This is a genomic window from Synechococcus sp. GEYO, assembly GCF_900473955.1.
Lineage (GTDB): Bacteria > Cyanobacteriota > Cyanobacteriia > PCC-6307 > Cyanobiaceae > Synechococcus_C.
Genome location: NZ_UCNL01000008.1, coordinates 1 through 26449, shown reverse-complemented (window position 1 = coordinate 26449; position 26449 = coordinate 1). Strand labels below are relative to the sequence as shown.

General features: G+C 57.2%; 24 protein-coding genes. 11 read left to right on the top strand and 13 right to left on the bottom strand.

The window, feature by feature from the left end; genetic code table 11:
• Positions 1-377: 377 nt before the first annotated feature.
• The 6 genes from aroA to DXY37_RS07190 all read left to right on the top strand — a co-directional run bounded on the left by aroA (position 378) and on the right by DXY37_RS07190 (position 5297).
• A complete protein-coding gene (aroA, locus tag DXY37_RS07220) occupies positions 378-1697 on the top strand; it encodes a 3-phosphoshikimate 1-carboxyvinyltransferase (protein ID WP_115126054.1) in 1320 nt (439 codons plus the stop codon).
• Positions 1694-2611, top strand: coding sequence for a tRNA (5-methylaminomethyl-2-thiouridine)(34)-methyltransferase MnmD (locus DXY37_RS07215; protein WP_244276951.1), 918 nt, complete (start codon positions 1694-1696; stop codon positions 2609-2611). The genes aroA and DXY37_RS07215 overlap by 4 nt, the downstream gene beginning before the upstream one ends.
• A 276-nt stretch (positions 2612-2887) precedes the next feature.
• Positions 2888-3073 (top strand): hypothetical protein, encoded by a 186-nt coding sequence (locus DXY37_RS07210; RefSeq protein ID WP_066906656.1) that lies wholly within the window; start codon positions 2888-2890, stop codon positions 3071-3073.
• Positions 3074-3147: 74 nt separating this feature from the next.
• A complete protein-coding gene (glmU, locus tag DXY37_RS07205; RefSeq protein WP_115126449.1) occupies positions 3148-4500 on the top strand; it encodes a bifunctional UDP-N-acetylglucosamine diphosphorylase/glucosamine-1-phosphate N-acetyltransferase GlmU in 1353 nt (450 codons plus the stop codon).
• Positions 4501-4710: 210 nt separating this feature from the next.
• On the top strand, positions 4711-4959 hold the full coding sequence (locus tag DXY37_RS07195) for a hypothetical protein (protein ID WP_115126051.1): 249 nt from the start codon (positions 4711-4713) through the stop codon (positions 4957-4959).
• A gap of 143 nt (positions 4960-5102) precedes the next feature.
• Complete coding sequence (locus tag DXY37_RS07190; RefSeq protein ID WP_115126448.1) at positions 5103-5297, top strand: hypothetical protein; 195 nt, start codon at positions 5103-5105, stop codon at positions 5295-5297.
• Positions 5298-5307: 10 nt separating this feature from the next.
• Here the strand turns inward: DXY37_RS07190 and murF are convergent, their stop codons facing one another.
• The 6 genes from murF to menD all read right to left on the bottom strand — a co-directional run bounded on the left by murF (position 5308) and on the right by menD (position 12511).
• On the bottom strand, positions 5308-6696 hold the full coding sequence (murF, locus tag DXY37_RS07185) for a UDP-N-acetylmuramoyl-tripeptide--D-alanyl-D-alanine ligase (RefSeq protein ID WP_115126050.1): 1389 nt from the start codon (positions 6694-6696) through the stop codon (positions 5308-5310).
• Positions 6693-7466, bottom strand: a complete 774-nt coding sequence (locus DXY37_RS07180) for a hypothetical protein (protein WP_115126049.1) — start codon at positions 7464-7466, stop codon at positions 6693-6695. The genes murF and DXY37_RS07180 overlap by 4 nt, the downstream gene beginning before the upstream one ends.
• Positions 7467-7562: 96 nt before the next feature.
• Positions 7563-9107: a glycogen synthase GlgA gene (gene glgA, locus DXY37_RS07175; RefSeq protein WP_115126048.1), complete on the bottom strand. Its 1545-nt coding sequence runs from the start codon at positions 9105-9107 to the stop codon at positions 7563-7565.
• 62 nt (positions 9108-9169) lie between these two features.
• The gene (locus DXY37_RS07170; protein WP_115126047.1) at positions 9170-9856 is read right to left on the bottom strand and encodes a L,D-transpeptidase; all 687 of its coding nucleotides are present in this window, start codon (positions 9854-9856) and stop codon (positions 9170-9172) included.
• Positions 9857-9890: 34 nt separating this feature from the next.
• Positions 9891-10766 (bottom strand): 1,4-dihydroxy-2-naphthoyl-CoA synthase, encoded by an 876-nt coding sequence (gene menB / locus DXY37_RS07165; RefSeq protein WP_115126046.1) that lies wholly within the window; start codon positions 10764-10766, stop codon positions 9891-9893.
• 14 nt (positions 10767-10780) lie between these two features.
• Positions 10781-12511: a 2-succinyl-5-enolpyruvyl-6-hydroxy-3-cyclohexene-1-carboxylic-acid synthase gene (gene menD / locus DXY37_RS07160; protein ID WP_170951846.1), complete on the bottom strand. Its 1731-nt coding sequence runs from the start codon at positions 12509-12511 to the stop codon at positions 10781-10783.
• A 100-nt stretch (positions 12512-12611) separates the two neighbouring features.
• Here menD and lepB point away from each other — a divergent pair, with 100 nt between their 5' ends.
• Positions 12612-13229, top strand: coding sequence for a signal peptidase I (lepB, locus tag DXY37_RS07155; protein ID WP_115126447.1), 618 nt, complete (start codon positions 12612-12614; stop codon positions 13227-13229).
• A gap of 14 nt (positions 13230-13243) precedes the next feature.
• Positions 13244-13591, top strand: coding sequence for a DUF760 domain-containing protein (locus DXY37_RS07150; RefSeq protein ID WP_115126446.1), 348 nt, complete (start codon positions 13244-13246; stop codon positions 13589-13591).
• Positions 13592-13634: 43 nt separating this feature from the next.
• Here the strand turns inward: DXY37_RS07150 and DXY37_RS07145 are convergent, their stop codons facing one another.
• Positions 13635-14831 carry a DUF4336 domain-containing protein gene (locus DXY37_RS07145; protein ID WP_115126044.1) on the bottom strand — a complete coding sequence of 399 codons (1197 nt, stop codon included), beginning with the start codon at positions 14829-14831 and terminating at the stop codon, positions 13635-13637.
• Between the two features lie 99 nt (positions 14832-14930).
• On the opposite strand from DXY37_RS07145, the gene DXY37_RS07140 reads away from it, so the two are divergent.
• A complete protein-coding gene (locus DXY37_RS07140) occupies positions 14931-16043 on the top strand; it encodes a DUF1254 domain-containing protein (RefSeq protein WP_115126043.1) in 1113 nt (370 codons plus the stop codon).
• A gap of 89 nt (positions 16044-16132) precedes the next feature.
• A complete protein-coding gene (locus DXY37_RS07135; RefSeq protein ID WP_244276949.1) occupies positions 16133-17182 on the top strand; it encodes a DUF1214 domain-containing protein in 1050 nt (349 codons plus the stop codon).
• Positions 17183-17535: 353 nt separating this feature from the next.
• Here the strand turns inward: DXY37_RS07135 and DXY37_RS07130 are convergent, their stop codons facing one another.
• The 3 genes from DXY37_RS07130 to DXY37_RS07120 all read right to left on the bottom strand — a co-directional run bounded on the left by DXY37_RS07130 (position 17536) and on the right by DXY37_RS07120 (position 21045).
• Positions 17536-19308: a transglutaminaseTgpA domain-containing protein gene (locus tag DXY37_RS07130; protein WP_115126042.1), complete on the bottom strand. Its 1773-nt coding sequence runs from the start codon at positions 19306-19308 to the stop codon at positions 17536-17538.
• A complete protein-coding gene (locus DXY37_RS07125) occupies positions 19305-20063 on the bottom strand; it encodes a hypothetical protein (protein WP_244276947.1) in 759 nt (252 codons plus the stop codon). Before DXY37_RS07125 ends, DXY37_RS07130 begins: the two co-directional genes overlap by 4 nt.
• Positions 20064-20148: 85 nt before the next feature.
• Positions 20149-21045: a MoxR family ATPase gene (locus tag DXY37_RS07120; RefSeq protein WP_170951812.1), complete on the bottom strand. Its 897-nt coding sequence runs from the start codon at positions 21043-21045 to the stop codon at positions 20149-20151.
• A gap of 474 nt (positions 21046-21519) precedes the next feature.
• Between DXY37_RS07120 and DXY37_RS07115 the strand changes: the two genes are divergently transcribed.
• Positions 21520-22524 (top strand): amidohydrolase family protein, encoded by a 1005-nt coding sequence (locus DXY37_RS07115; RefSeq protein WP_198410368.1) that lies wholly within the window; start codon positions 21520-21522, stop codon positions 22522-22524.
• Positions 22525-22822: 298 nt separating this feature from the next.
• Here DXY37_RS07115 and DXY37_RS07110 read toward each other — a convergent pair whose 3' ends face one another.
• From DXY37_RS07110 to DXY37_RS07100, 3 genes are all read right to left on the bottom strand, one after another.
• The gene (locus DXY37_RS07110) at positions 22823-24406 is read right to left on the bottom strand and encodes an alpha/beta hydrolase (protein WP_115126039.1); all 1584 of its coding nucleotides are present in this window, start codon (positions 24404-24406) and stop codon (positions 22823-22825) included.
• A 126-nt stretch (positions 24407-24532) separates the two neighbouring features.
• On the bottom strand, positions 24533-25429 hold the full coding sequence (locus DXY37_RS07105) for an LOG family protein (RefSeq protein ID WP_115126443.1): 897 nt from the start codon (positions 25427-25429) through the stop codon (positions 24533-24535).
• A gap of 38 nt (positions 25430-25467) precedes the next feature.
• Positions 25468-26271: a hypothetical protein gene (locus tag DXY37_RS07100; RefSeq protein ID WP_115126038.1), complete on the bottom strand. Its 804-nt coding sequence runs from the start codon at positions 26269-26271 to the stop codon at positions 25468-25470.
• Positions 26272-26449: the final 178 nt, after the last annotated feature.

Below are 26449 nucleotides of genomic sequence, written 5' to 3'. Positions count from 1 at the left end.
GCACCGACTCAAATGTCAAATGAATTCAGAATATCTTTTCCAAGACAGCAGCTGTCGCGATAAATAATTTTAAAACAAGCTTTAATTGTCAATAACTAAATTTTCAAGCCGAAACAAGCCATTCGGATAGAGATCTTCTGACGAGACTAATCGCTGCAATTAATTCAAGATCATTCATTGATGCTATAGCACTTTATTGACCAGCTCAAATAAATTTTTCAAACTCCTCCTTTAATACTTGAATTGGGATTGACCCAATCGTTTCCAGAAAATCTGAAGTTGATTAAACAAGGTTGGTGGCTTCAATCAACCCAAGGTCCGAACTGGTCCTGGAGCAAAACGACTCATAGAATTCGATCACCAAGCCATAAGAGAACGTGCCGGGAACCCCAGGAGATGTCCGCCAACTGAGATCCGGCGGAACTCTCAGGGGTCACGTAAGGGTTCCTGGAGATAAATCGATCTCTCATCGGGCCTTGCTGTTTGGAGCCATTGCTGAAGGCCAAACCACCATTGAGGGCCTGCTGCCCGCAGAGGATCCGATTAGTACGGCAGCCTGCCTCAGAGCGATGGGAGCGGAGATCAGTCCTGTCGCCGACGGGGAGATCATCACTGTTCAAGGCGTTGGTCTGGATGGTTTGAAGGAGCCTAGTGAAGTGCTCGACTGCGGGAATTCAGGCACCACCATGCGCCTGATGCTCGGGTTACTGGCGGGACGAGATGGCCGACATTTTGTGCTGAGCGGGGATGATTCCCTCAAACGGAGACCCATGCAACGCGTTGGGCAACCGCTCTCAATGATGGGGGCCGACGTGCGCGGACGCGGGCAGGGCAACTTCGCTCCCCTGGCTGTGCAGGGATGCAAGCTGCGCGGTGCCGTTGTCGGCACCCCCGTCGCCAGTGCACAGGTGAAATCCGCCTTGCTGCTCGCAGCACTGACGGCGGATGGAACCAGCACGGTGATTGAGCCTGCACACTCCCGCGATCACAGCGAACGAATGCTCAAGGCCTTTGGTGCCGACCTGGATGTAGGTGGAGAGATGGGTCGACACATCACCGTTCGCCCCGGCGCACAGCTGAAGGGACAGCATGTTGTGGTGCCAGGTGACATCAGCTCAGCAGCGTTTTGGCTGATCGCCGGCGCCCTGGTGCCCGGTGCTGATCTGACCGTTGAAAATGTGGGCCTGAATCCAACCCGCACTGGAGTGCTGGAGGTTCTGGAACAGATGGGAGCCAAGATCGAAGTGATCAATCAGCGTGATGTGGCAGGCGAACCGGTGGGGGATCTGCGTGTCACGCACGGATCACTGAAACCCTTCCAGTTTGGAGAGGAGATCATGCCGCGCTTGGTGGATGAAGTTCCGATCTTGAGCGTGGCGGCATGCTTCTGCGATGGCGAAAGCCAGATCACTGGAGCGGCTGAACTGAGAGTGAAAGAAACAGACCGATTGGCGGTGATGGCACGCCAACTGAAAGCCATGGGCGCAGACATTGATGAGCATCCCGACGGACTCACCATCCGTGGGGGTCGACCACTGAAAGCTGCACAACTCGATAGCGAGACCGACCATCGCGTGGCCATGAGTCTCGCGGTGGCAGCCCTGATGGCCAAGGGTGATTCAACCCTGACGCGCAGTGAAGCCGCAGCCGTCAGCTACCCCAGCTTCTGGACCGATCTCGATCGATTGCAGCGTTGACCCATCCGCTCGGGCAACTCAGGGCGCTCGAAACGGCTGACGGAAGTCTGAGTCTTCACAGCGATCACTTTGATGAGGCGTTTCACAGCTCCGCAGGAGCCCTGGAGGAAACGGAAACGAAATTTGTCCGCCCCGCCGAGCTGGGACGGTTCTCGCAAACGAGCGAGCTCAAGCTGCTCGATGTCTGCTTCGGGTTGGGGTACAACAGCGCGGCCGTGATGGCTGCACTACCTCCCACCAGCCCACCCTGGGTGCAGTGGTGGGGGTTGGACGTTGACCCGCGGCCCCTTGCATTGGCACTGAATCACCAACCGTTTTGTGACCTGTGGCCCAGCGACGTTCTGCAGAGGCTTGAACAGCTTCACAAGAGCAGCAGCTGGCGTGACAAAGGGGGCCAAGGAACGATGCTTTGGGGCGATGCGCGCCAAAACCTGAAGGCTCTTTCCAGCAGGTGTCAAATGGACCTGATCCTCCTTGATGCCTTCTCTCCTGGGCGCTGTCCACAGCTCTGGAGCGAGGAATTCCTGGGAGCTTTGGCCAGCCGCCTGGCACCGGGAGGGCGCCTGCTCACCTACTGCAGAGCCGCCGCCGTGAGAAGCAGCCTGCGGCGTGCAGGACTGACACTTCGATCACTGCGTCCAGCAACACAACATCGGATCGGATGGAGCGCCGGCACCCTGGCAGTGAAACCCCTCGCCTCAGACCCATTGGCGAAGGAAGGGCCTGGTTGGACTGCACTGAGTGCCATGGAAGAAGAACACCTCAACACCAGAGCGTCAGTGCCCTATCGAGATCCCGAGGGTGTTGATCAGGCCGAGAGCATCCAGCAACGACGAAGGCTCGAGCAGCAGTGCTGTGATCTGGAGAGCACCAGTGCCTGGCAGCGTCGCTGGATGATGAACAAAACCCCATAGCAAAGTTCAGATATCAGCTGAGTGTGATCCTGAAACGAAGAACCAGGTCTGGATTTTCCAGGCTGGAGCGACATCAAAAACCGGTTGTACAGGCTGAATTAAAATGCCTGATCAGACTGTTTTCACCGCTGAGATCAACTTTCGCCCGTAGGAAAAACAAGGCCATTGGCGGGATCTTGATGGTCATTTCTGTTGATTGATGGTGGGGAGTTCAAGACATCGTCGACTTCGGGCCCATGAAGGTCCAGGCTGAATGCAGTGATGTGCATTTCTGCCATGACTTTCACCCTGTCCGGCTTCGACGCCTGGACATTTCAGATCGTCTTTTACGGCAGTCTTCTGGTTCTTGAAGCCCTGCACGACGACGAGCGCCTCAGCACAGTGCTCCAACCGATGGACTGCACCCGTCAACGGGCCCATGCCTTGATCCGTCAACCCAGTTGCACCCTGGTCGGCCGTTGAAGAGACCAAGAACCGTTCTGCTGGGCTGAAGCCACTGGATCCCGGTAGATTCCGCCCGATTCGCATTGCTGTTCATGCTCGCTGTCGCTGTTCTGGCCGCAGGCAAAGGCACCCGCATGAAGAGTGCACTGCCAAAGGTGCTGCAGCCGCTGGCTGGCGCCACTCTGGTGGAGCGGGTTCTGGCAAGCGCCGGCAATCTGCAGCCTGAGCGTCGAATCCTGATCGTTGGCCATCAGGCCGCTCGTGTTGAACAGCAGCTGAGCCCTATCGGTGGGCTGGAATTTGTGTTGCAGGATCCTCAGAACGGCACGGGCCATGCCGTGCAACAGCTGTTGACGCCATTGCAGGGTTTTGAGGGGGAGCTATTGGTGCTGAATGGCGACGTTCCGCTGCTGCGTGCTGAAACCATAAATCAGTTGGTGGCCACACACCGGAGCAGTGGAGCCGATGTGACCCTGCTGACTGCACGACTGGACGACCCCACGGGCTATGGCCGCGTTTTTGCAACTGCCGATGGCCTGGTGAGCGCCATCGTTGAGCATCGCGACTGCAATGAGGAACAACGCTGCAACAACCTCACCAATGCAGGCATCTACTGCTTCAACTGGCGCAAGCTCGCGGCCGTGCTGCCGACGCTGAGCACTGACAACGACCAGGGCGAGTTGTACCTCACCGACACCGTTGGCATGCTCGATCGGGCCATGCACCTGGAAGTGCAGGATTCTGATGAAGTGAACGGCATAAATAACCGGCGCCAGCTGGCCCAATGCGAAGCCCTGTTGCAGCAGCGCCTCAAAGAACACTGGATGAATGAGGGGGTCACCTTTGTGGATCCGAACAGCTGCAGCCTGAGTGAAACCTGCCAGTTCGGTCGCGATGTGGTGATCGAAGCTCAAACACACCTGCGCGGCGCTTGCCAGATCGGCGACAACTGCCGACTCGGACCCGGGAGCCTTCTGGAGGATGCGGTGCTTGGGGACGGTGTCAGCGTGCTGCACTCGGTGATCAACAAGGCCGAGGTAGGAAGCAACACTGCAGTTGGACCGTTCGCCCACCTCCGGCCCGCTGCGGCCATCGGCGATGACTGCAAGATCGGCAATTTCGTTGAGGTGAAAAAGAGCACCATTGCCAATGGCAGCAAAGTGAATCACCTCAGCTATATAGGCGATGCCGAGCTGGGGAGCAATGTGAATGTGGGCGCTGGCACGATCACGGCCAACTACGACGGCGTGAACAAACACCGCACCGTGATCGGCGACAACAGCAAAACAGGAGCCAACTCAGTGCTGGTGGCACCGATCACCCTTGGGAAGAGTGTCACCGTGGCGGCCGGTTCAACCCTCACCAAGAACGTTGCTGATGGAGCTCTCGCGATTGGACGCGCCAAGCAGACGATGAAAGACAACTGGACTGCGGCCAAGTCATAGAGCCAATCTCAGAACGGAGGAAATCTCATCACTTTTGGGATCTGTCGGCCTCCATCATCAGCTGACGCTGAACGTTTGATCCACTACCAACAAGGGTGTCGTTGATGGCGCATCTGCCATCGATCCAACCCGACAGATTGTCAGAGAAGGGTGGAGCTCGACTCCACAGCCAAGCCAGTTTCTGACGTCCGACCTCTCCCCTGAGCATCGATGCCGTCGAAGATTGTTCTCAATGCCGATCTGAACGTTTGTTCGGCACTCAGATCCTGGACCTGCAACAACAGTGAGGTGCTCAAAGGTTTCGATCTTCTCGTTGCCGAGGATGTGCTTGAGCGCATGACCAGCGACGGCAGCCTCGGCAATCTTGGTGTGACTTCGTCGCGCGCCATCGCGGAAGGAGGCGATATCGAACTGCCGCAACCTGATCAACTCAAAACAATGATCTCAAACGCCAATTGAACGGTTGGCAATCCTTGTTGTAGGCAACATCAACGCGCAAAACTGATCCGAATCCACTGTCCGAATCCACTGATTGTCTTCAGGTGATGCCGATGGCCTGATGCTGATCATGCGGGACTTTGGGTGCATCCATCACTGGATCCATGAACGATCACAAGCGCTACACGGTGCGTTATCGCGACGCCAGCAGCCGACAGATCGAATCCTGTTACTACGCCGGTGATGCGTTTGAGGCCAGAGTTCTTGCCATGGAGTCGGTTCTCTACATCCGAAACCACCCCCATGCCATCGATCTGATTCGCTGCGAAGACACACAATCAGGAGTGATGGCGGCCTAAACCGCAACCCTCAGGGTTGCTGAAGAAAAGGGATCAGTCGCTCAAGAGCAACTCCGCGGCTGGCTTTGAGCAACAGCGTATCGCCAGGCTGCAACCAGTGATTGAGAGGCTCTGCAGCCAATTCGGGCGACTCCACAAGAGCAAATCGCTCGAGAGAGGTCGCCGCTCGCTGCATGGCAGCGGCCTCCTCACCCGACGCCACCGCCACCAGACCATCCAGTCCGAGCTGGACGGCTCTGGAGACCACGGCCTGATGCAGCTCGATGCTGCTGGCGCCGAGCTCGAGCATGGTGCCGAGTACGGCGAATCGCCGACCGCTCTGCTGTGCCAGGAGATCCAGAGCTGCAAGCACGGCTTCCGGGGAAGCGTTGTAGGTCTCATCGAGAACAGTGAGTGTGCCGATACTCAGGCGCCGGTTACGGCCACCGGGAACGGTCACCTTGAGGTGCTGAAGATCCGGCAGGGGAACACCGAGTTCTGAGGCCACCGCCAGAGCCAGCATCAGGTTGCAGGCATTGTGACGACCCTCCAGCGGACAGGAGAAGCGCAGACCCTTCAGGCTGAGCAGACCCTGCTGTGGATCATGAACACCGATCAGATCGGGTGCAGGACAATCACTCTCCGGCAGGTCAGCGGCGATGTCACCTTCAAGGGCAACCCGCAACGTGCGGCCACTCCAGCATCGCGACAGTGCTTGTTCCAACAGGGGATCTCCCGCTGGAATCACAACCACTCCCTGGGGGGCCAAAGCGGCAGTGATCTCACACTTGGCCGTGGCGATGGCCTCACGACTGCCAAGCCGACCGATGTGTGCCGTACCGATGTTGGTGATCACGACAATATCCGGCTCAGCACAACGGGAGAGACGTTCAATCTCACCCAGGCCGCGCATGCCCATTTCCACCACCACAGCAGCATGGTCTTGATGCGCACCCATCAGGGTGAGCGGCACGCCAATGTCGTTGTTGTTGTTGCTGACCGTGGCTTGAACATCTCCAAGAGGCGCCAGCGTTGCTCGGATCAGCTCACGGGTCGTTGTCTTACCCGCTGAACCGGTCACGGCCACCACACTTGCCTTGAGCTGACGCCTGTGCAGCGTGGCCAGCTGCTGATAAGCCCAGAGTGTGTCCTCCACCCTCCAGTGCAGAAGATCCTCCGGCAGGGGCTCGTTCCAGTCACTGGCCACAACTGCGGCTTGCGCTCCCAGCTGCGCGGCTTGGTTCAAAAAGGTATGTCCGTCAAAGCGTTCACCGCGCAAGGGGATGAAGAACTCACCCGGTTGCAGCTGGCGACTGTCAGTGCAGACAGGCCCGAGCTCGACCTGCAAATGAGCTGACGTTGCTCCGCTGATTTCGGGATTCCCCCAAAGCTGCACAAGCTGGGCAAGCTGCAGCGTCATGGCGAAGGCAACGGATCAAACATGATCATGCCGCCGCCCACCCGGGCTGGCCTGGCGAGCAGATGCTGATCGACATCTTCGAGGGTGATGGCGTCATAGCCCTGGTCCTGCAGAGTGGCCCACCAGCTTTCAGCGCGTTCGCGGCGGAGAGCCTGCGGCAATTCAGACCACAGATCTGCATCCACAACCAGCACCGCAGCATTCTCAGCAGGCACAGGACGTGCAGACAGCAACAAGCCTGCTGGAGCTGCAGCGTCGGCGTCCACTTGCTCCAGCAGGTTCAACAAAGGATCGACCTGAAGGATCGGGAGCTCCGGCTCAGGGAGTTGGAGAGCGACAGGCTCAGGTGACGCGGGCTGAATCGGCGCTTGTGGAGGAGACGTTGGCTTTGACATCTGTGCTGGATCAGCAGCATCCGGCACGATCTCTGGCGCGGACACAAGCGGCCGGGCCTCAGGCAAGGGAGTTGTGCGAATGCGTTCGACAGCTGGAACAGGGTCTGGATCATTGCCGCTCAACGCTGCACGCAGCTGGACGAAACCAAGAGCCAGCAGCACAACGGCCAGCGCAACAGGCCAGAACAGAGGAGCCAGATCCTGCGGCCAAAAACCAGGCGTGAATAGATCACCTTCGCGGTTGCGTCGCCAGAGTTCCTGCAAGCGCAAGCGCAGATCAGCAGCTGCAGCGGGAAGGTCCTGACGCAAGGCTTCCCACGGACTCTGGTAAGGAGCCGGAAGCGAACGTTCGTCCCTTGCGTCCTGATCCTGCATCACTCAAGCGTTGGGACATGGAAACCGAGTGCCGCCCAGTTGGTGCGCACCAAGCCCATCACCATCATGGCCTGTCCTGACGGCGATGCGCTGGTTTTAGGAGCGCGGCTGACGCAGCAAACGGGCCAGGGGGTTGCGACTGCCACGACCGCGGGCTTCCGCTTGCGGAGCTTCTTCGGACTGCGGTTCAAAGGCTCTGTCGCGTGATGGATCAGCGTCCTGGCCCTGAGAGAACCGCTCGACAGCTGCCGCATCGGGGCCGGGTTCCTTCAGACCACAGACATCCCTGTACATCTGGTCGTACTCCAGGGCCGAGCGCGCCCAGCTGTAGTCCTCACGCATGCCTCGCAGCTGGAGCTGTGTCCAACTGTCCTGATGGCGGTAGGCCTCCCAGGCGCGCACCAGCGCTGTGTAGAAGTCGACAGCTTCAAAGCGATCAAAACAGAAGCCTGTCCCCACAGCATTGCGGGGATCATGCGGCGGCACGGTGTCCACCAGTCCGCCCACCTTGCGGACAACAGGCACACTGCCGTAACGCATGGCATTGAGCTGACTGATGCCGCAGGGTTCAAAACGACTCGGCATCAGGAAGGCATCACTGCCGGCGTAGATCAGCCGGGAGAGTGCATCGTCGTAGGTGAGGAAAACCGAAACCCTGCCCGGATGGCGAGAGGCAAGCTGCCACAGACCGGACTCCAGGCCACGCTCACCGGTCCCAAGCACAACGATCTGGGTATCGGTGTAAGCCAGAAGTCGATCGGCAACCTGAAGGAGCAGATCAACGCCTTTCTGATCAACCAGGCGCGTCACCATGCCTAAGACAAAGGCATCATCGCGCACTTCAAGCCCCATCCGCTCCTGCAGAACGCTCTTGCAAACCAGCTTTCCGCTGAGATCATCAGCGCTGTAATTCGCTGGCAGGGTCTTGTCTGTGGCGGGGTTCCATGCCTCTAGATCGATGCCATTGAGAATGCCGCGCAGCTTGCCGGAGATATAGTTCAGCAACCCCTCGAGTTTTTCGCCGTATTCGGACGTGCGGATCTCCTGCGCGTAGGTTGGCGACACGGCATTGACACCTTCTGCGTAGAGCAGTGCTGCCGCCATGGTGTGATCACCCTGCATGTACCAGGGGCACCAGGTCATGCGATCCAGCTTCCAGCGCCAGGGCCCCTGGTATTTAAGGTTGTGGATGGTGAAGACCGTGCTGATTTCAGGGTCTTGATGCATCCAGACCGGGATCATCCCGGTGTGCCAGTCATGGCAATGCAACACCTGGGGCTTCCACACATTCCAGGAGAATTCCGCCGCCGCACTGGCGAAGAAGGTGAAACGCCAGTCTTCGTCTTCGCCGCCGTAGATCCGCTCCGGATCGAACACGGGATGACCCACCAGGTAAAGGGGAAGGCCATTGGTGGGATGGCGGGTCTCGAACACTGCAAATTCAGTGCCCATGGTCTGGGCGCGCCAGATCGGTTCAGCGGGAATCTCGAGCTGGCTCCAGAGCTTGCTGTAGCCAGGCATGATCAGGCGCACGTCGTGGCCGAGCTGGGCCAGAGCGGGAGGCAGGGAGCCGACCACATCGCCCATACCGCCCACCTTCACCATGGGTGCACATTCGGCGGCGGCAAACAGCACACGCATGGACGATCGATCCGGCTAAGCGGCGCGACTGTAAGCGCAATCCCCCCCTGTATTCAGGCCGATCAGGGCAGCACGGTGACCGGAGTTCCGACACGCACCAGCTCGAAGATCTCCTGCACGTTCTCCTCGTAAAGACGCACACATCCGTGGGACACAGCGCGACCCACCGTCCAGCGATAGGGGGTGCCGTGGAAGCCAGCAACCGTGCAGCCATCGATATCGAGGTATTGCTCTCCATCCCAGCCTTCACGGCCTTTGCAATCGCGGTAGAAGCCAATCCAGCGGCTGCCAAGTGGGTTGGTCGCATCATCCGGGCCCAGCTTCTTGCCGTTGACCGGATGGGTCCACACAGGTTTCTTGACCTTCTGCATCACGCTGAATCGCCCCGCAGGTGTTTCCCAGCCCACGGTGCCGACCGCAGCAGGAAAGCGGCGGGTGAGCACACCGTCGTGCAAGACAAGCAGCTGGCGATGTTGACGATCCAGCACCAGCTGCAACCCCACCCGCTGCAGCAGATCATCGGGAACCCGTTGCATCGATTCAGCATCCGAAACGGCTGCTGCCAGGGGAGGAATGGGATCCGGTTCGCGCTTGGCGGAGGGAGCGGCAGCCGTTTCAGCCGCGACAGTGTGAGCCGCAGAAGCGCTCTTACTGGACTCTGTTTCAACAGACAGCGCGACACCAGGCAGCAACAACAGCAGGGGGGCCAAAGCCGGAAGGCCTGAAACGAAGGGAATGCGAACCGGCATCGCTACGCAGAGCGGGGGATTTCTCCTTGTTTAGCTAGGGCAACCAGGGAGAAGCAGAGAAATCAGGATCTCGCTTCTCGAGGAAGGCGTTGCGACCCTCCTGGCCCTCCTCGGTTCGATAAAAAAGATGGGTGGCCTGCCCCGCCAACTCCTGAAGCCCAGCCAGCCCATCGGTCTCGGCATTGAAGGCAGCTTTGAGACAGCGAATCGCCGTAGGACTGTGCTGCAACACATCCTGCGCCCAGCGCACACCCTCGGCCTCGAGCTCTTGCAAAGGAACCACAGCATTCACCAGACCCATGGTGAGCGCCTGCTCAGCGCCATAACGACGGCAGAGAAACCAGATCTCCCGAGCCTTGCGCTGACCCACCACCCGGGCCAGATAACCGGCGCCGAATCCGCCATCGAAGCTGCCAACCCGTGGTCCGGTCTGACCAAACACGGCATTGTCTGCCGCCAGGCTGAGGTCGCAGAGCAGATGCAGCACCTGGCCGCCACCGATCGCATAGCCAGCCACCAGAGCGATCACCACCTTGGGCAGGCTGCGGATCATCCGCTGTAGATCAAGAACATTGAGGCGGGCAAGACCCTGTTCATCGAGGTAGCCGCCGTCACCGCGGACGCTCTGATCACCGCCAGCGCAGAAGGCATAGCCGCCATCGTCTGCAGGGCCAACGCCGGTGAACAGCACCACACCGATGCTGCTGTCATCGCGAATGCGGGCGAAGGCATCGCAGAGCTCTGCCACGGTGCGCGGGCGAAAGGCATTGCGTTTCTGCGGTCGATTGATGGCAACCCTGGCGATGCCTGATTCGCAGCGATCGAGCAGCACATCCTCGTATTGGCCCCAGGGCTGCCACGTCACCCCTGGATCACCGGGCAAGACCGCGCGGGGGAACGACTCAGCCATAGCAGCGACGACGATCAGGCCTCCGTTGTACCGCCCCGCGACTGCTGCAGTGCGGCGGCCGTGATCTCACGCAGCTGACGACGCAGCTCGGCATCGGCGGATCGATCGGTGCAAACACGCAGCAGTGCCGTGCGCTGCTGCGCCAATCCCCACTCCAGAGCTGAAGGCAGGTCCTCGAGCCGGGTTAGCTGGCGAGCGGGCACTGCATGGGCCGCTGCCAGAGCCAGAGGGTCATGGCGCTGAGGCATAGCAAACAACTGATCCAACGCGTTGGATGCAACGGAAGCAATCGGCAGCTGGTCAAAGATGCCGCCACCGGCGTTATCGATCAGCAGCACCAGAAGAGGTGGTGAGGCCTCGCTGGCCAGCAGCCAGCCATTGCTGTCGTGCTGCAGTGCCAGATCACCGCAGATCAGCACGGTGGGCCCCTGAACGCGGGCCAGACCAAGAGCCAGCGAAAGGGTGCCGTCGATGCCGGACGCCCCGCGGAAGCTGAAACAACGACGTGAGCCAAGATCGGCAGCTGCGAAGGTCTGCCAGTCGCGCACAGGACTGCTGGCGGCGAGCATCAGCGGCATCCCAAGCGGCAACAGTTCAGGCAGGGCCTTCATCAGTGCGGGCTCGCTGACGCCGCCTGCAGCCGTCAAGTGCTGATCCAGAACGCGTTGCACCTGGGCATCAGCCTCAATCCAGGCCGTGATCAGCGGCCGCGAGCCGGACGGACTGAAGCAAGCATCGATGCTGATGGCGTTCCACCAGGACACCAGGCCTTTACTGAACTGCCGCGACAAGCCGAGCGGATCCAGGCAGCGGGGTTCGCCCTCGCTGATCAACAGCTGGCCCGTACCAAGACTGCGTAACCAGCTCTCCAGTCGCCGGCTGGCAGGGAGTGGACCCAGCCGCAGCACCTGAAGGCCTGCTTCAGCAGCAGGCAGGAACTGCGGCAACAGCAGTTCCCAGTGGCGGATCAAATGGGGCAGATCAGCAGGAATCGCAGCCAGCTGATCGGCCAGCACCGGCCAACCACTGCACTCAGCCAGCGCCCTGAGTGCCTGCTGATAGGCGGGCTTATCGGCTTCCAGGCCTCGCCAGGGTCCGGCCACCACCACGCCGGGACGGGACCAATTGAAGCCATCGCTTGGCCGGGTAGCAGCGGATGCCGGTGGCCGGCGAAGCTGCCGCTGCTGATTCAGAGCGAAATCCCAACCAGACCAGGCCTGCTGCTGGTCTTCGCGGCTGGGATTCAGAGGCTCCTCGAAGGGGAGATTGAGGTGCACCGGCCCGGGATGCTGAAGCGTTTGCTCCCAGGCCTTGTTCGCCAGTGCTTGCAGCTGGGCCTGCGACAGCCGGTGCAGGCCATCGACGGGTCCAGTCATGAACGCGCGACAAACCGACGCCAGAAAGTCCTCCTGATTGACCGTCTGGTTGGCGCCGCAGTTCTTGAGCCTTTGCGGACGATCGGCAGTGAGCAACAGCAAGGGCAGCGCTGAACGGTCGGCCTCCACCGCAGCGGGCAGCAGATTGGCCACCGCAGTGCCAGAGGTGGTGATCACAGCCACTGCACGCCCGGATGCGGCCGCCATGCCAAGGGCATGAAACGCAGCTGAGCGCTCATCAATGGCCGTGGTCAGCGTCAGCAATCCCCGTTCAGCCAGGCCACCCGCCGCTAGCGCCAGTGGTGCGGAACGACTGCCAGGGCAAAGCACCAAGCGCTCCAGGCCTTGCCGCTGCAGGCACAACAGCAGACCGATCGCTGCAGCAAGATTGTCGGCGGCGTGACTCAGACCTGATGACGAGGCTGATGCGATCCTCGGTCAAGGCCAACCCTCATTGCTGACGCTGCTGATGAGCGACCCGTCCGCCGACTCCACGAAACGTCAGGGGAGCTGGCGCTCCTTGCTGATCTGGGTGCTACTGGCACTACTGCTGCGCTGGATCGTGGTGGAGCCGCGCTGGATTCCATCCGGATCGATGCTGCCCACATTGCAACTGCAGGACCGGATCCTGGTGGAGAAACTAAGTCCACGCTTCGACCGGGTGCGTCACCAAGCGCTGCCCCTGAACAGCATCGTGGTGTTCAAGGTTCCTGAGCCACTGGTGCAGGCCGGCTATGACCGGGATGCTGCCTTGATCAAGCGGGTGGTGGGCAGGCCTGGAGACCTACTGGAAGTGCGTGATGGCCAGCTCAGGCGCAACGGTGAGGCCGTGGATGAGCCCTGGCTGAATGAAACGATCGACTATTCGATGGCCCCGGTCACTGTGCCCGACAACGAGCTCTGGGTGATGGGCGACAACCGCAATGCCAGCCTTGATTCCCACCTCTGGGGCCCGCTGCCGGAAGCCGATGTAATCGGCACCGCAATCCTGCGCTACTGGCCGCTCAACAGGTTCGGTCCGATTCGGTTCTCTCGACCCGACGCTTCAGTGACGAAGAGCACAGCTGCGATAGGGTCAGGCACATGAAAGAGGGCGATGGGATGTTTAACCCTGAGTTTCTGACCACCGATAACCAGGAGGGTCAGCCCGTCAATGGCCTGATTCAGTACCTGCAGGATCAATCTCCAGATGTGCTGCAACGCGTGGCCAAATCGGCCAGCCCTGACATTCAGGACATCATTCGCCACAACGTTCAGGGATTGCTGGGAATGCTTCCCGGTGAACAGTTTGAGGTAAAAGTGACCTCCAATCGCGACAACCTGGCCAACATGCTGGCCTCCGCAATGATGACTGGCTATTTCTTGCGCCAGATGGAGCAACGCAAGGAACTGGAAGAGACACTATTCGGAGACGATGAAATGGCGATCGACTCTGACTCGACTCTCTAGATTCCAATTCGAGCCTGCAGTGATTAGCGATTACAGCGTTTGTTCACTGCGATGAATTCTGCGAGTCGGGAACAACGCCAAGGTCGAGCAGGGTTTGATCAATGCTGCCCAGGAACTCCCAGTTGCCTTCACTGGGGGCCCATTCGCGCATCATGAGATGCTCGCGCAGCTGAACAACCTGCAGGGTTGAGAAGGCCAGCGGCGCTGAATAGTGAGCGGGCACCAACCAGTGCAGATCGCGCTGCTGTTCGAGAGCCGCCAACCAGGCGATCAACGCCTGTCGTTGCCTCGGCAGCACCAGGCGCTCCAGCACCGGAGCCACCTGCAGTCGTGGTTGATCGTCTCCCATCAACGCTCTTGCCGAATCCAGCCACCCCGTCTTCCAGGCGAAGGGATAAAGGCCAAAATGGGTTCGCGCACTGCGCAGACCGGGCCGAAAGGCTTTCCGGATCACCTGCAGCAAACCAGGCACATCAAGCGGTTCAGGCCGCAGATAGGAGGCAAACAGCACAAGCCTCGCCCAGCCGCGGCGGCGATTGTCTGGGGTGTCGTCGAAGGGTTGATCGCCGCGATCACGGGCATGAAACAGCAGCGGTGCAGGATCGTGCTCAAACACCTCCGGTGGTTCAGAAGAAATCCCAACCAGGGCATCCGTCACCAGCAGTGCGCCTGAGGGGCGGTGCAGACAGCTCACTTCCTGAAAACGACCAACGCCGAGATCCAGGGGCCCAAGCGAAATCCACTCACAGACTTCGGGATGGGGCACGCCATCGTCGAGCAACACCCTGGTTCTTTTGGAGGGCACACCCAGCCAAGACAGCGGCAAATTGATCGGAAAACTCCACTGACCTGGGCAGACCCAGAGATCAGCCTCAGGAAATGCTCTGGCCATCGGAGCCAACGGCAGCTTGTGCTCCAGGCCAGAGGCCGTGGGCAACACAATGCTGCGCACCGGTCCATGCTCAGCTTCAAGGGTGCGAATCAGCGCACGTAGCTCGCCGGTGGGCGGCAGCGGATTCACCAGCATCAGACCGCCGGGAACCTTCACAACCGTGAGACGGATCGGCACCGCCACGTAATACACACCCTGAAGCTGCTCGAGGCTCCAGATCTGTCCGGGAATCAACTCTTCAAAGTGAGTGGCACGGCGGCCATACGGATACAACGGCAGCAGCGGCCACCAAGGCCAGCTTTGGTCCTTCGCCGAGATGCCCTCAGTTGCACTCAGATCGCCCTTCATGACTGCTCTAGCTGGTGTTGGGAGCGCTCTGATTTCTCTAAGATTAATGCTTAGCCCGAAATATTGGCTAAACTTACAACATCTTTTGAAGCTTAAATAGTGAATCGGATCAAGCCTGCTTTTTGTCTTGCGGCTGTCATCACAGCAACCTTGGCGATGAGTGCCAATACTTCTGGTTTTGCTAGCAGCAGGCCGTCGGAGTGCGACGACATCAAGCCTGCTCTTAAAAAAGAAAGTTCAACGACGAAAGCCATCGTCAATGCAGACAACTACGCGTTTGCCGAGACTGAAATAATTCTCGGTGATTATGTTCAAAAAATTGCAAAGGCAACCTGTTCAGACGGGATGGGTGTATTCATGCATTTCCGGAAGGCAATGGATCCCAAAGATAGAACTATATTGAGGCCAAACTTCGATACGTTGTACTCAGCAGCTGTTGTTGACTTGAAAAGTCCAGCAACAATCACCTTGCCAGCCTCCGATCGGTTGCAAATCCTGGAAGTGGTTAGCGCTTATCACTGGATTCCATTGGTGACTAGCAAGCCCGGCGTCTACGAGATAACAGAAGAAATGGTGGGTAGTCGCTTCGCATTTATCATCATTCGCACCCAAGTAAATATGCAGGATCCTGCCGATATTGAGCGGGTTGGCGACATTCAAGATGAAATAACAATTCGCCAAAAGAATCGCGGCAAATTCGTGCAAACAAAAGATTGGGACAGGAGCCAAATGCTTTCAATGCGATCTGACTATCAAGAAGAAAAGGATACAAAAGGCATTAGCAGTGAAGAAATATTTGGTGACAAGGGTGAAATCAGTTCGGAGATGAGAAATATTGGGGTTGCCTTCGGGTGGGGTGCTCTAACAAAAGAAGGAGCTGTCTATCCCTCCATTAGCATTCCTGGATCTGATGAAGAATTCACACTCTTACTGAAGGATGTCCCTATGGCAAGCAATGCTTTTTGGTCGGTAACTGTCTACGACAAAGATGGATTCGCCCAAGGAGAGAATTACAATGTAAATAGCTCCTTTGCGAAGCAGGATAAAGATGGCAACTATGTGCTTAATTTTGGAAAGAATTCAGCCAAAGAAAATTTCTTAGAAATTTACCCAGGCTCCAATGCAACGCTGCGCATCTACTCTCCGCAAAAGCCTTATTTTAATGGAAGTTGGAAAGTTCCCGAAATGCAATCTGCTGCTAAAAACCAGTAAATGTGTTGAGCAAGCCTGCATTAGTCGGATTGCTGCAGAAATCTCCCTTATAGGGATCAAGACCACGTTCGCCTTTCAGAATTTCTGAGATGTCTCACCGCCTTCGTCGTTTCCTCTGCCTCCTGCCTCTGCTGACCTTAAGCCCAATGGCAGCAGCACAGGAAACTGTCGAGTCCTACCTGAGGGAGTTTCCGAATCAGGAACAGGTCAAGATGATGAACACCTGGCTTGAGAAGAACGAGAAGGGCACCTTCAAGTTCACCGGTTTGGTGGATCCCAGCGACACCACCGTGGTCACACCACAAGCCACTGTCGACTACGGATACAACTGGTTTTCGATCTCAGACGGCCCGGCGATCCTGACGACGCCGACTTATGACAAATTCCTGTCGGTATCGGTCTTCGATATGAAGCACAATGTGCCGGCTGTCATCACCAACCCAACAAAACCGATCCTGCTCAAACGACCCAGCCAAGCGATGCCCGAGGGCGACTTTGAGGTGGTTGAGCTTGAAACGGATCAAGGTCTTGTGCTGACCAGGATGGTCGTCGTCGAAAACCTGGACGCAGTCGTCGCCTCCCGTAGCCAATTCCAGATGCAGGGCGGCAAGGGAGACATGCAGCGTGAGGTCCAGCAATTCAGCCCAGAGACGGAAAAGAACGCCCAGGCCGTGATCGACACGGTGATCACCTATATCAATCCCGATGACGCCTTTGGTCGGGTCAGCGGAGACGTCAGCTTCCTCGACCTCGCAGCCGGAGTGAAGTTGGGCCAGTTAGGAACTCCTTCCGACACGGTCCGTTACGGCACCATCTTGGTCGACGACAGCGGTGCGCCTTTGCGCGGTGATGCGACGTATGTCGTGACTGTGCCTTCAGGGCTCTACAACCCTGGCGGCTACTTTTCAGTGACCCTCTACGGAACCGATAACAAGCTGCTGATCCCGAACGATCTGAAGATCTACGACCGGACCACTTTTTCCTCAGAGCCGAACCAAGACGGAACAACAACCATCACACTCAGTCCGGATGGAAGTGGAAAAAACGGAATCCCCACTGGCAAAGACTTTTATGGAGTCCTTCGTGCGTACGTGCCAGCACCCGGTGCAATCATGACAGTGAAGGTCGAGCGGCAGTAGGGGGAAACGATGTTGGGATACCTGCTTCTTCAGTAAAGACTGATTGATCAGCACAATCACGCCATTCGAAAACTGGATGCAGTTGCTGAATCCAGCACTAGCCCACAATCACGCCCAGTTGCACAAAAAACTGGGGACAACCGAGAGATTACCCCCTTAAAAACATTGCAAGCATTTGCTCCTTAGTGGCAGCAGCGGCCACCAGGGCCAGCTCTGTTCCTCAGATTGGATGCTGCTTGCAGCCACTCAGTTCAGGTGCCGTACCCACGATTCTGCCCAGCAAGGGGGCCTGAGCAGTTGCATTGTCGATGAAAACATTCTCCACTCGATCCATGAAAGAGACGACTGGATCCTCAGAGGCATGAGCGAAGACGCTGACGAATGCTTCGCCATTGGCGCAAAAGATCTCGACGTGAGGAATCACTGAGCTTGGCGTGGGCAATCATCTGCTGCCTGTCAGCCATAGCTGCCAATAGATCAGCTTGATCAGGGTGATGATTCGCCGCACGCTGGCAGAGCTGGCCGAAACTTTCGCCTGGTAAAGGCAACACACCGAACCGAGCGAGCAAACGAAGCGACTGATCAAGCGGATGATGCGCCGCTGACGTGTGGCGCATCATCACCCAACCCAGCCCCAAAGCGGCCGTGGAGGCCAACAGCACCGACAGTACGAGCCATTGCTGTTGATCCCCAAACAGCTTCTGTAACCAGATCTGCTGACTGGACTGATCAAAACCCAACCACCACCTAGTCCAAAGCAGATCCAGACCCCACCACTGCCGCTGGATCCAGTGCCACCAGGAAGGCTCTCGCACTGAAATCACACCTGCTTGCGCTTGCGGAGAAAGGGGAACTTCAGCAGTTGGAGCAATCCAAAGCGTGGGATCGACACGTTGCCAGCCGCTGCCATCAAGCCACACTTCGACCCAAGCGTGAGCATCGCTTTGCCTGAGTTCGAGGTAATCCGCACCGCCGAGCGGCTGCACGAGTTGGCCGCCTCGATAACCACTGACGACTCGGGCGGGCACATCCGCAGAGCGCAATAAGGCCGCTAATGCACTGGCGTAATGACCACAGAAGCCCACCTGACGATCAAACAGAAAGACATCGAGATCCGAAACTGTCCCTGGTTGAAGGCTGTAACGGAATGGCTGGCTCCGAAACCATTGCTCCACAGCCGCCAGGCGCTCGCGATCAGTTGGCAAATTGCGGAATCCTGCTCCCAGCCTTCTCAGCCGTAGCAAGCCATCAGGCGGGAGCTGCGACTCAGTCTTAAGCGGCGATCGGAATTGCCATTGCTGCGCATCAACGCTGGCCATCAACCGAAAAGCACGGCGCTGTCGTGAAGCAGTGTCCATGAATAGCTCTCCTTCCGGGGCAATCCACTGATCGGCAACCACTGGACCTGAGATCCCATCCCAGGGGAGCGCACGGGTGGCAGAGGGTTCAACAATCCACCACTGGCTGATAGCAGCAGTGTTGCGAACCTCTCTGAGAAACTTTGACGGCGCGGGGGAATCTCGGTGCTGCCATCGACGGCCATCAAACGTCTCGTGCACCAGCACACGCCAGTAGGCATCAACCGGCATAACGGCACCCTGAGGTACCATCATGCGCGCAGCGGAAGCATCCACCGATGCCAATGTCGCGATGCTGAGCGGGTCGAGATCAGGGGAGAGCCCGGTGACCGCACCGCGTGAAGGCCCAAGTTGCGTTGTCCACAACGGAGGAATACGTGGAACAAACAGGAACAGCACCAGGGCCAGTGGCAGAGCTGCTACAAGCAGCTGAAGGCTGCGCTGCATTAACCCTCTGAATGACAACATGCCCTGCAGCTCATGACTGAGCAGACCGGCAAGTGCTGTGGACGCCACGACCAGCTGCAATCCTGTGGCCATAAGGCTTTGCAATTGCGCCGCCAGCAACCCAGCTGAGAACAACTGCAGAAGCGCCACAAGTCTGCGATCAAAAGGCCTGCGGCACTCCCTCAACTTGAACATGGCACTGATCACTAAAGCCCAGGTCGGCCAGGTCAGGGCTGCCGTGGTATTCAGCGCAAAGCACTGAAGCAACAGCGGCGGGAATGCACACCAAGCCAGCACTCCTGATCGCAACGTCCGGATCATGCCGTCGCCAATGCCTCAAGACAGGCATTGCGATGCCGTAGGCCCATGCCAGGTGCCAAGCTTTTGCCTCGCAGGCGCAGGCCATAACGAACACCCTGCTGATGCAGCTGGATAACCCGCTTCGCCAGGTGTTCCAGCGCCTGCTCCAAAGGAATCCCAGACGCTGGCTCCAGCATCTTTTCCTGATTGGTGGGATCGGTAAAAACCTTTGCCTGTAGTGGTCGCCCCTTGGCTGCACCCGTCCAATCAACAACAGCCGGACTCTCTTGATCGCGTACGTCTCGCAAATCGTGCCATTCTTCAAGACCATGCCTTGAACGTGAGGATTGCATCTCTCTGACCGGGCCTGATCGACAACGAGGCCAGATCAGTTGGGGCTGTGCAGGCATCCATCGCGTCCAGCAGATGAACAACCCCAGAGGAGCGATGGTCTCAACCTGCAACTGTGGTGGTCGCTGCCAACCCCGGCATGGCGGGGTCCATGGCAGAGCAATTGTGGAGATTCCACTCGACAACTGGAGGGATACAGCCCGAGAACCATCACGGAAGCGGAGACGCATCGGAGGACGAGGCGAACGGGTTTCAAGAATCAGCGGATAACTGCTGGTTTCAGCAGCGAAAGCCGGCACTGGCTGACCACAGCGCAGAGTCACCCCATCGAGCGTGTCGTGAGTGAGAAACATCGCCAGCAACATGATGCCAAGCATCAGGAAGGCGAGGAGAAAGGTGTTATTGCTGGAGGTCTGGATCGCCACCAGCAACAGCACAGCTGATGCTGAAAGCCAAAGGAGGCCGAACCGACTGGGAACGATATAAAGGGACCTCAATCCAAGCCTGACCTCATCGCAACGCATTGACCCGCTCCAGGAGATCGTTGCTCAGAGGAGTTCCTGCATTCGATGGACAACCAGCATCAAGTCGATGCTCGACCACGGACGGCAACACGGCCTGAACATCCTCGATCAACAAGTGATCTCTGCCAGCGATCAGTGCCCATGCGCGTGCAGCAGCAACAACTCCTTGGCTTGCTCTTGGAGAGAGTCCCTCCTGCCCTCGTCGACTCGCCTCAACAATGTCGAGCACATAATCAAGGACCCCCTCAGAGCAGTACTGACTAGAAGATCGCTGCTGGAGTTGAAGCAGTGTTTGATCATCCACCCCCTGCAGGCTCTCAGCCGGAGACCAATCACCGCGAAGTAGCTGACGCTCCGCATCACGATCGGGGAAACCAAGAGTCACGCGCATCAGGAAACGATCCAGCTGCGCTTCAGGGAGAGGGCTTGTCCCCACTTGATCCAGACTGTTCTGTGTGGCGATCACAAAAAAAGGCCGAGGCAGCGCATGGCTGGTGCCATCGATACTCACGCGACCTGCTGCCATCGCCTCCAACAGTGCGCTCTGTGTGCGAGGGCTGGCACGGTTGATCTCATCCGCCAACAACATCTGGCTGAAGAGCGGACCCTGTTGGAAGTGAAAGCTTGAATCGACCTGATTGAAGACGTTGATCCCAGTGAGATCCGCGGGAAGCAGGTCACTGGTGAAACTCACTCGCTTGAACGCCAACGAGAACACGGTTGCAAGAGATTCAGCAAGGGTCGACTTGCCCATCCCTGGGCGGTCTTCAATCAGGAGATGCCCTCCTGCCAGCAGGCAACTCAAAGCGAGCCGCACCTGCTTCTCCTTGCCGAGAAGCAATTGACCGACAGCATTTGTCAGCTGCAGCAGATCAGCAGTCACCAAAGGAACCCATCATCCTCATCAACAGATTGGCAGGCCATTTGAAAAGCTCTTGATAAAAACAGTCAGAGGGTCAAGCACTAGCCCACAATCACGACCAGTTGCACAAAAAACTGAGGGATCAGCTACTTAGAACCATTGCAATCAGGGGCTCCAGATTGGCAGCAGCGGCCACCAGGGCCAGCTTTGGTCCTCAGATTGGATGCTGCTCGCAGCCACGCAATTCAGGTTCTGCACCCACGATTCTGCCTAGATGCGAACCGTGCAGTGGTCGGTTTGAAACTACCCGGCAGCCAGTGGCATCGAACAGACCTCTAAAGCCTGAACCAAGACTCAGCCCCTCCGATTCAAAGGACCCAGCCCGGTCATACCTATTGAGGAGTCGAGCAGTTGCCCATAAACCTCCCCAGTGGCACAACAAACCAGAGACAACTCAGGGACCACTCCACTAAACCACTGCGCTTAAAAAGTCCGATGGTGAACCAGAACCGCACCCCAGCATCACAGGCCGAACTAGAGAACGAGCCAACTATCAACAAGATAGCTCTCGAAGAACACTTCTCCATCAGAGAACTTCTCCCAACCTCAGAGGAGTTGGAGTTTTTCGACCCACAGGTGCTGGGCGAGATCGAACCGTTGCTGCCTGAACTGGCTGAACAGCGACTGGCCCATATGGACAAGGCCGGAATTGAAATCGCCGTGCTGTCGCAGACTGCACCGGGAATTCAAGCGATCGCCGAGTCGAGCGAAGCATCGGCCATGGCCAGATGTGCGAACGATGCTCTGTACTCAGCAATCGAGCAGCAACCTCGGCGCTTCAGAGGCTTTGCGGCGCTGAATCTGCAGGATATCGATGCCGCTTGTGCGGAGCTGAAGCGATGCGTGAGTGAGCTGGGTTTCGTTGGAGCTCTGGTCAATGGCAGCACACAAGGTGAATACCTCGACAATCCCAGAGTCGATCCGCTGTGGTCGACACTCGAGCAGCTTGATGTGCCCCTTTATCTCCATCCCGGACTTCCTACCAACCAACCCGCTTCGATGGTGAAGGAACTCGATGGTGCCACTTGGGGCTGGTCATTTGACACCGCTACCCATGCGCTGCGTCTGATTGTGAAAGGCGTCTTCGAAAAACATCCCAACGCCAACGTGATCCTCGGACATATGGGGGAGAACCTGCCCTTTTATCTCTGGCGACTGGACAGTCGTTATGCCTCGACTCGCTATCGCAATGACATCGCCACCACACCCAGCGCCGTCTTCCGACGAAATTTCTTCATCACTACCTCAGGCGTCTGTGATGATGCGGCACTGCAGTGTTCGCTCGCGACTCTCGGCCCGGAACGCATCATGTTCTCCACGGATTACCCCTACGAAGACATCGAACTCGCAGGCCGATGGATTGAGCAGGCAACGATCGATCCACTCTCGAAAACCATGATCTGCAGAGATACAGCGCGGATGTTGCTTCGCCTGAGCTGACATCCTCAACTGTGCCGGCCTCGATATGGAAGTGATGCACAAGCGCAACGTTCACTTCTCCCCTCTCGACCTGGCTGCTGCTGAGTCATCGGCAGAGTGGGCGCTGAGTCAACTACCGGTTGCAGCCGGAAGTGATTCAAGACCTTCAAGGCTGACTTGAGACACTCATTGCCAGATCACAGTGAAAAGACAATTTGCTGTCTTGATTGATCGATGCTTCATCAAGATCCAGACAAGGCTCAAGGGCGCTAGCGAGGCCGCATGAATTCCATGCAAAAGGTTCTGAGCAGTCGTGCAATCAGGGAACCTCCTTCAGACCTGGCTCCACCTGCTGCAGTTGCTGCATGGTCAACGAGGATCGCAACAGCAAAGGAAGAGGTGCTCCACCAGATTGGAATGCTCCATCACCCGTAGGCGCGAGCGGCACAGTCTCTGAATCACCAAGCAGATTCCTGTCGAAGAACAGTTTGGCCATCCCCCGAAGCTCCTGTCTGGCGAGTGACTGATCCGGGCCGGTGATCACTGGTGGAAGGTTTGAGGTGGCATCCAAGAAAGAAAGATGGGTGCCCTTCTCCTGAACTGCCAGAACCGAGCCTGGCTGGCGGAGGCTCGTAAACAGTGAGAGCTGCTGGGAGACAGGCGGAGCAAAGACGTCATTCATGCCAGCGATCACAAGCATCGGCACCTCCACATGGGAGATTGATCGACTGCTGAAAATCGGATTGGTCACCGGGTTCACCGCCACAGCAACCTTCACGCGGGGATCGCGAAAGCTTGTCTGTTTCACCACACGACCGGGTGCTTTGCACTGCCAGACGATCGCCGGATTGAGAACCACTGTGCGGGGATCATTCAGCTGTTCACAACCACGAACCAGATGGGGCCAGTCCAGCTTGGCGCCAGCAAGCGCCGTGACCGTATAACCGCCAAGGGACTGACCGAGTACGCCAACCCGTTGTGTGTCGACACGATTCCCCCAGCGCTTCTCCACCTGATCGATCAATTCGCTGACTGTGATCGGCTGGCGATACCAGGCGTTCGCAGGAGGAATGGCTCCTGTGCCCTTGATGACTGCCGTCATGGTGTCGGCGCTGGTGAAGGGGAAATCGAGAGAAGCGACCGCATATCCATGACTGGCCAGGGTCTGCGCCACATACAAAAGGGCATTCATGTCGGTGTTCAGGCCGGGCGAGAGCACCACCAGAGGAGCCTTGCTCTGAGCCGTCGACGAGTCAGGCAGATAGGCGCCGGCTTTGATGCTGTCGACAACACGACCTTGAAAGCTGAAGTGAAACTGCTGAAAGCGGATGCTGCCTGGCTTCGCGGCTGCCAGAAGATCTGGACCCGTCTCAGGAGTACCTTCCAGCTCAGCCAGACGCGAATACAACTTGTTCTGAAGATTGAACTCCTGATTAAGGGAACGCAGCAGCGAAGCGACAGCCCTCACATCAATAGGAATCGTGGGCAATGGATAGGCCTGAAGCACATCGATCATGCCCATGCTGTTGTCGCTGGCAGCTCCCTCGATCAATGCTGAAGCCAGGGCATCAGCTGCAACGTCTGTGGGCTGATTTATCAGCTTCACCAGCTGTTGAATCGTTAGACGACCCAAAGGCGTAGATAGATAGTTCGATGCCATCACGGCATTCACCGGCGCCGACTGATTGAGAGCCTTACGGAGTGCCTGTTGTTCTGAAGGTTTAAACAGACGAAGAATATCGGCGAGCGCAGTGCCAGGAGACTTGCCAGCTGCGTAGTCGGCGAGTTCGTCGATCGGGATGGATCGCTCGAATTCACCAAGCTGAAAGCTGATTTGTTCAGCGCAAAAGGCCGGGGCCGCCGAAGCACATAAGCCAATCACCGTGGCGAGAAAACGCTTCATATCAAATCAGCCTCTACAACTGAAATTACCCCGAATGACGCAAAAGACGTCCAATCAAGCCAAAGTCGTGGGTCAAACAGAGCTGTTGATTCAGCAGAGGCCATACCTCGATTTAGGTTCAATCATTCAGGAAGGCACTTGAGCTTGATCACGAATAATTCTCCAAGCCTGATCAGCAGTATCAGCAAACTGGAATAATTGCTGATCCTTATCATCAATCAGTCCTGAGTCAGCCATGAAGTCGAAGTCGATCAGACGCGACCAGTAATCACTACCAAAAAGAATGATTGGCATGGTTCCTTTGGCTCCAACCTGCCGCAATGTCAGCACTTCGAAAAGTTCATCCAACGTACCAAAACCGCCTGGAAATAGCACTGCACCAACGGAGCGCATCACAAAATGGAATTTACGCAGCGAAAAATAGTTAAATTTAAAACACAAGTCTGGAGTGATGTAAGGATTTGGATATTGCTCATTGGGAAGATCAATATTGAAACCGACCGAACGGCAGCCAGCGTCAAAAGCACCACGGTTAGCAGCTTCCATAATCCCAGGACCGCCACCAGTCACGATCACATGGGTCGAGCAACAAGAAGCGGAGCCATCACCTTGTTGGCCATATCTGGAAGCCAAAAAAGCAAATTCTCGTGCTGAATCGTAGAAATCTGAAAGCTCTACAAGTCTTCGGGCTTGATCCACTTTGCGTTCTAACAAGGGGGAGCTTGGGTCAGCATTCAGTGCATCAACTGATTGCGCCAGACACGCCTCTGCAGCTGAGCGTTCTTGAACGCGAGCACCTCCGAAGACGATGATGGTCGAGGTGATTCCAGCCTCCTCAAGCCTTAGATCTGGCTTACTAATCTCTAAAAGCATCCTGACCCCGCGCATCGACGAACGATTCAACAGGTCAAGGTCATGGTGAGCCAGCTTGTAGGTGTCCGAATGAATGATCTGATTAAGGTTCTGTGCAATCAAGTCCTGATCATCACTGAGAAAGCTGGAATCACTTGATGCTGAAGGCATTGATGAACCATCCATAACGACAGGTGGGCGGCAAGGTTTTATGACATCACGCCCATTTCATGAAGGGTGGTCATGACCTGTTGTCGTGCAGCCGCTTCGGTGAGCCTTGGGTTCTCTCTTTTGGTGTTCAAGACCATCTGCTTAAACATCTCTCGATGGTCGCTTGAAGCATGTTTGAACCACTCTTCATATTCCGACCTGGTTTCGTTCAACAGCCTCTCCTCAAACATCTTTTTGTAATGGGGATAAAGGAAGGCATGATCTCTCTCACATCGAATCCCCATGTCCGTTAAAAGCTGCATCGACGATCGACCACTGAGGTAGCTCAAGCCCACTTTTTTCTTGTGTCCGAGCCAGTCGCATGCAGAGGCAAGAGCTTCATACGCGCCTTGCTGGTTGTTCATCACAAGCTGTTTCCAGGCGTCATAGGTGTCCTGATCAAACTGGCCGAGGATCAGTGTGCGAATGGCTGAGGGTGAACATCGGAACCGTTTGCCGGTCTTCACTCCCAGTGTCCAGGCCGGATACTTGTGCCTCTTGCCTGCTTCGTCGCTGAGCGCAAGCACGACCGCCCAAAGCCCACACATGAAGGTGATGCTGTGTGGATGCTTAACCACGAACACACCGTGGCCTTGTTGACCCTCCGGCACTGGGGCCAACAGATCTGGCTTCCAGATCTTGTGGTCCTGGTTCTCTTCAGTCCATCTGTCGTGGTCGAACCACTTGCGGGACGCCTCAATCTCCTCAGGGGTAGCGTCCTTGAAATTCTGATTGAAGATCTCCTTGGTCCGCCTGGATGAATAGCCATCACCCGCCTCAATCTCTTGCGCAAATGCCGCCATCAGTCAATCAAAGTTGCTGCTTTGCCAGCGCCCATGGTCGCCAGCCCATCCTTCTGTGGTGTTGATGACAGCTGAAGAGTTGCTTCCAGGGAACGATCCAGCCACACCGTTTCCACTATTGGAGGTTTTGCCATCCAAGGCAATGCGCGATTCGACCGATGCCAAAAACGCCTCTGCG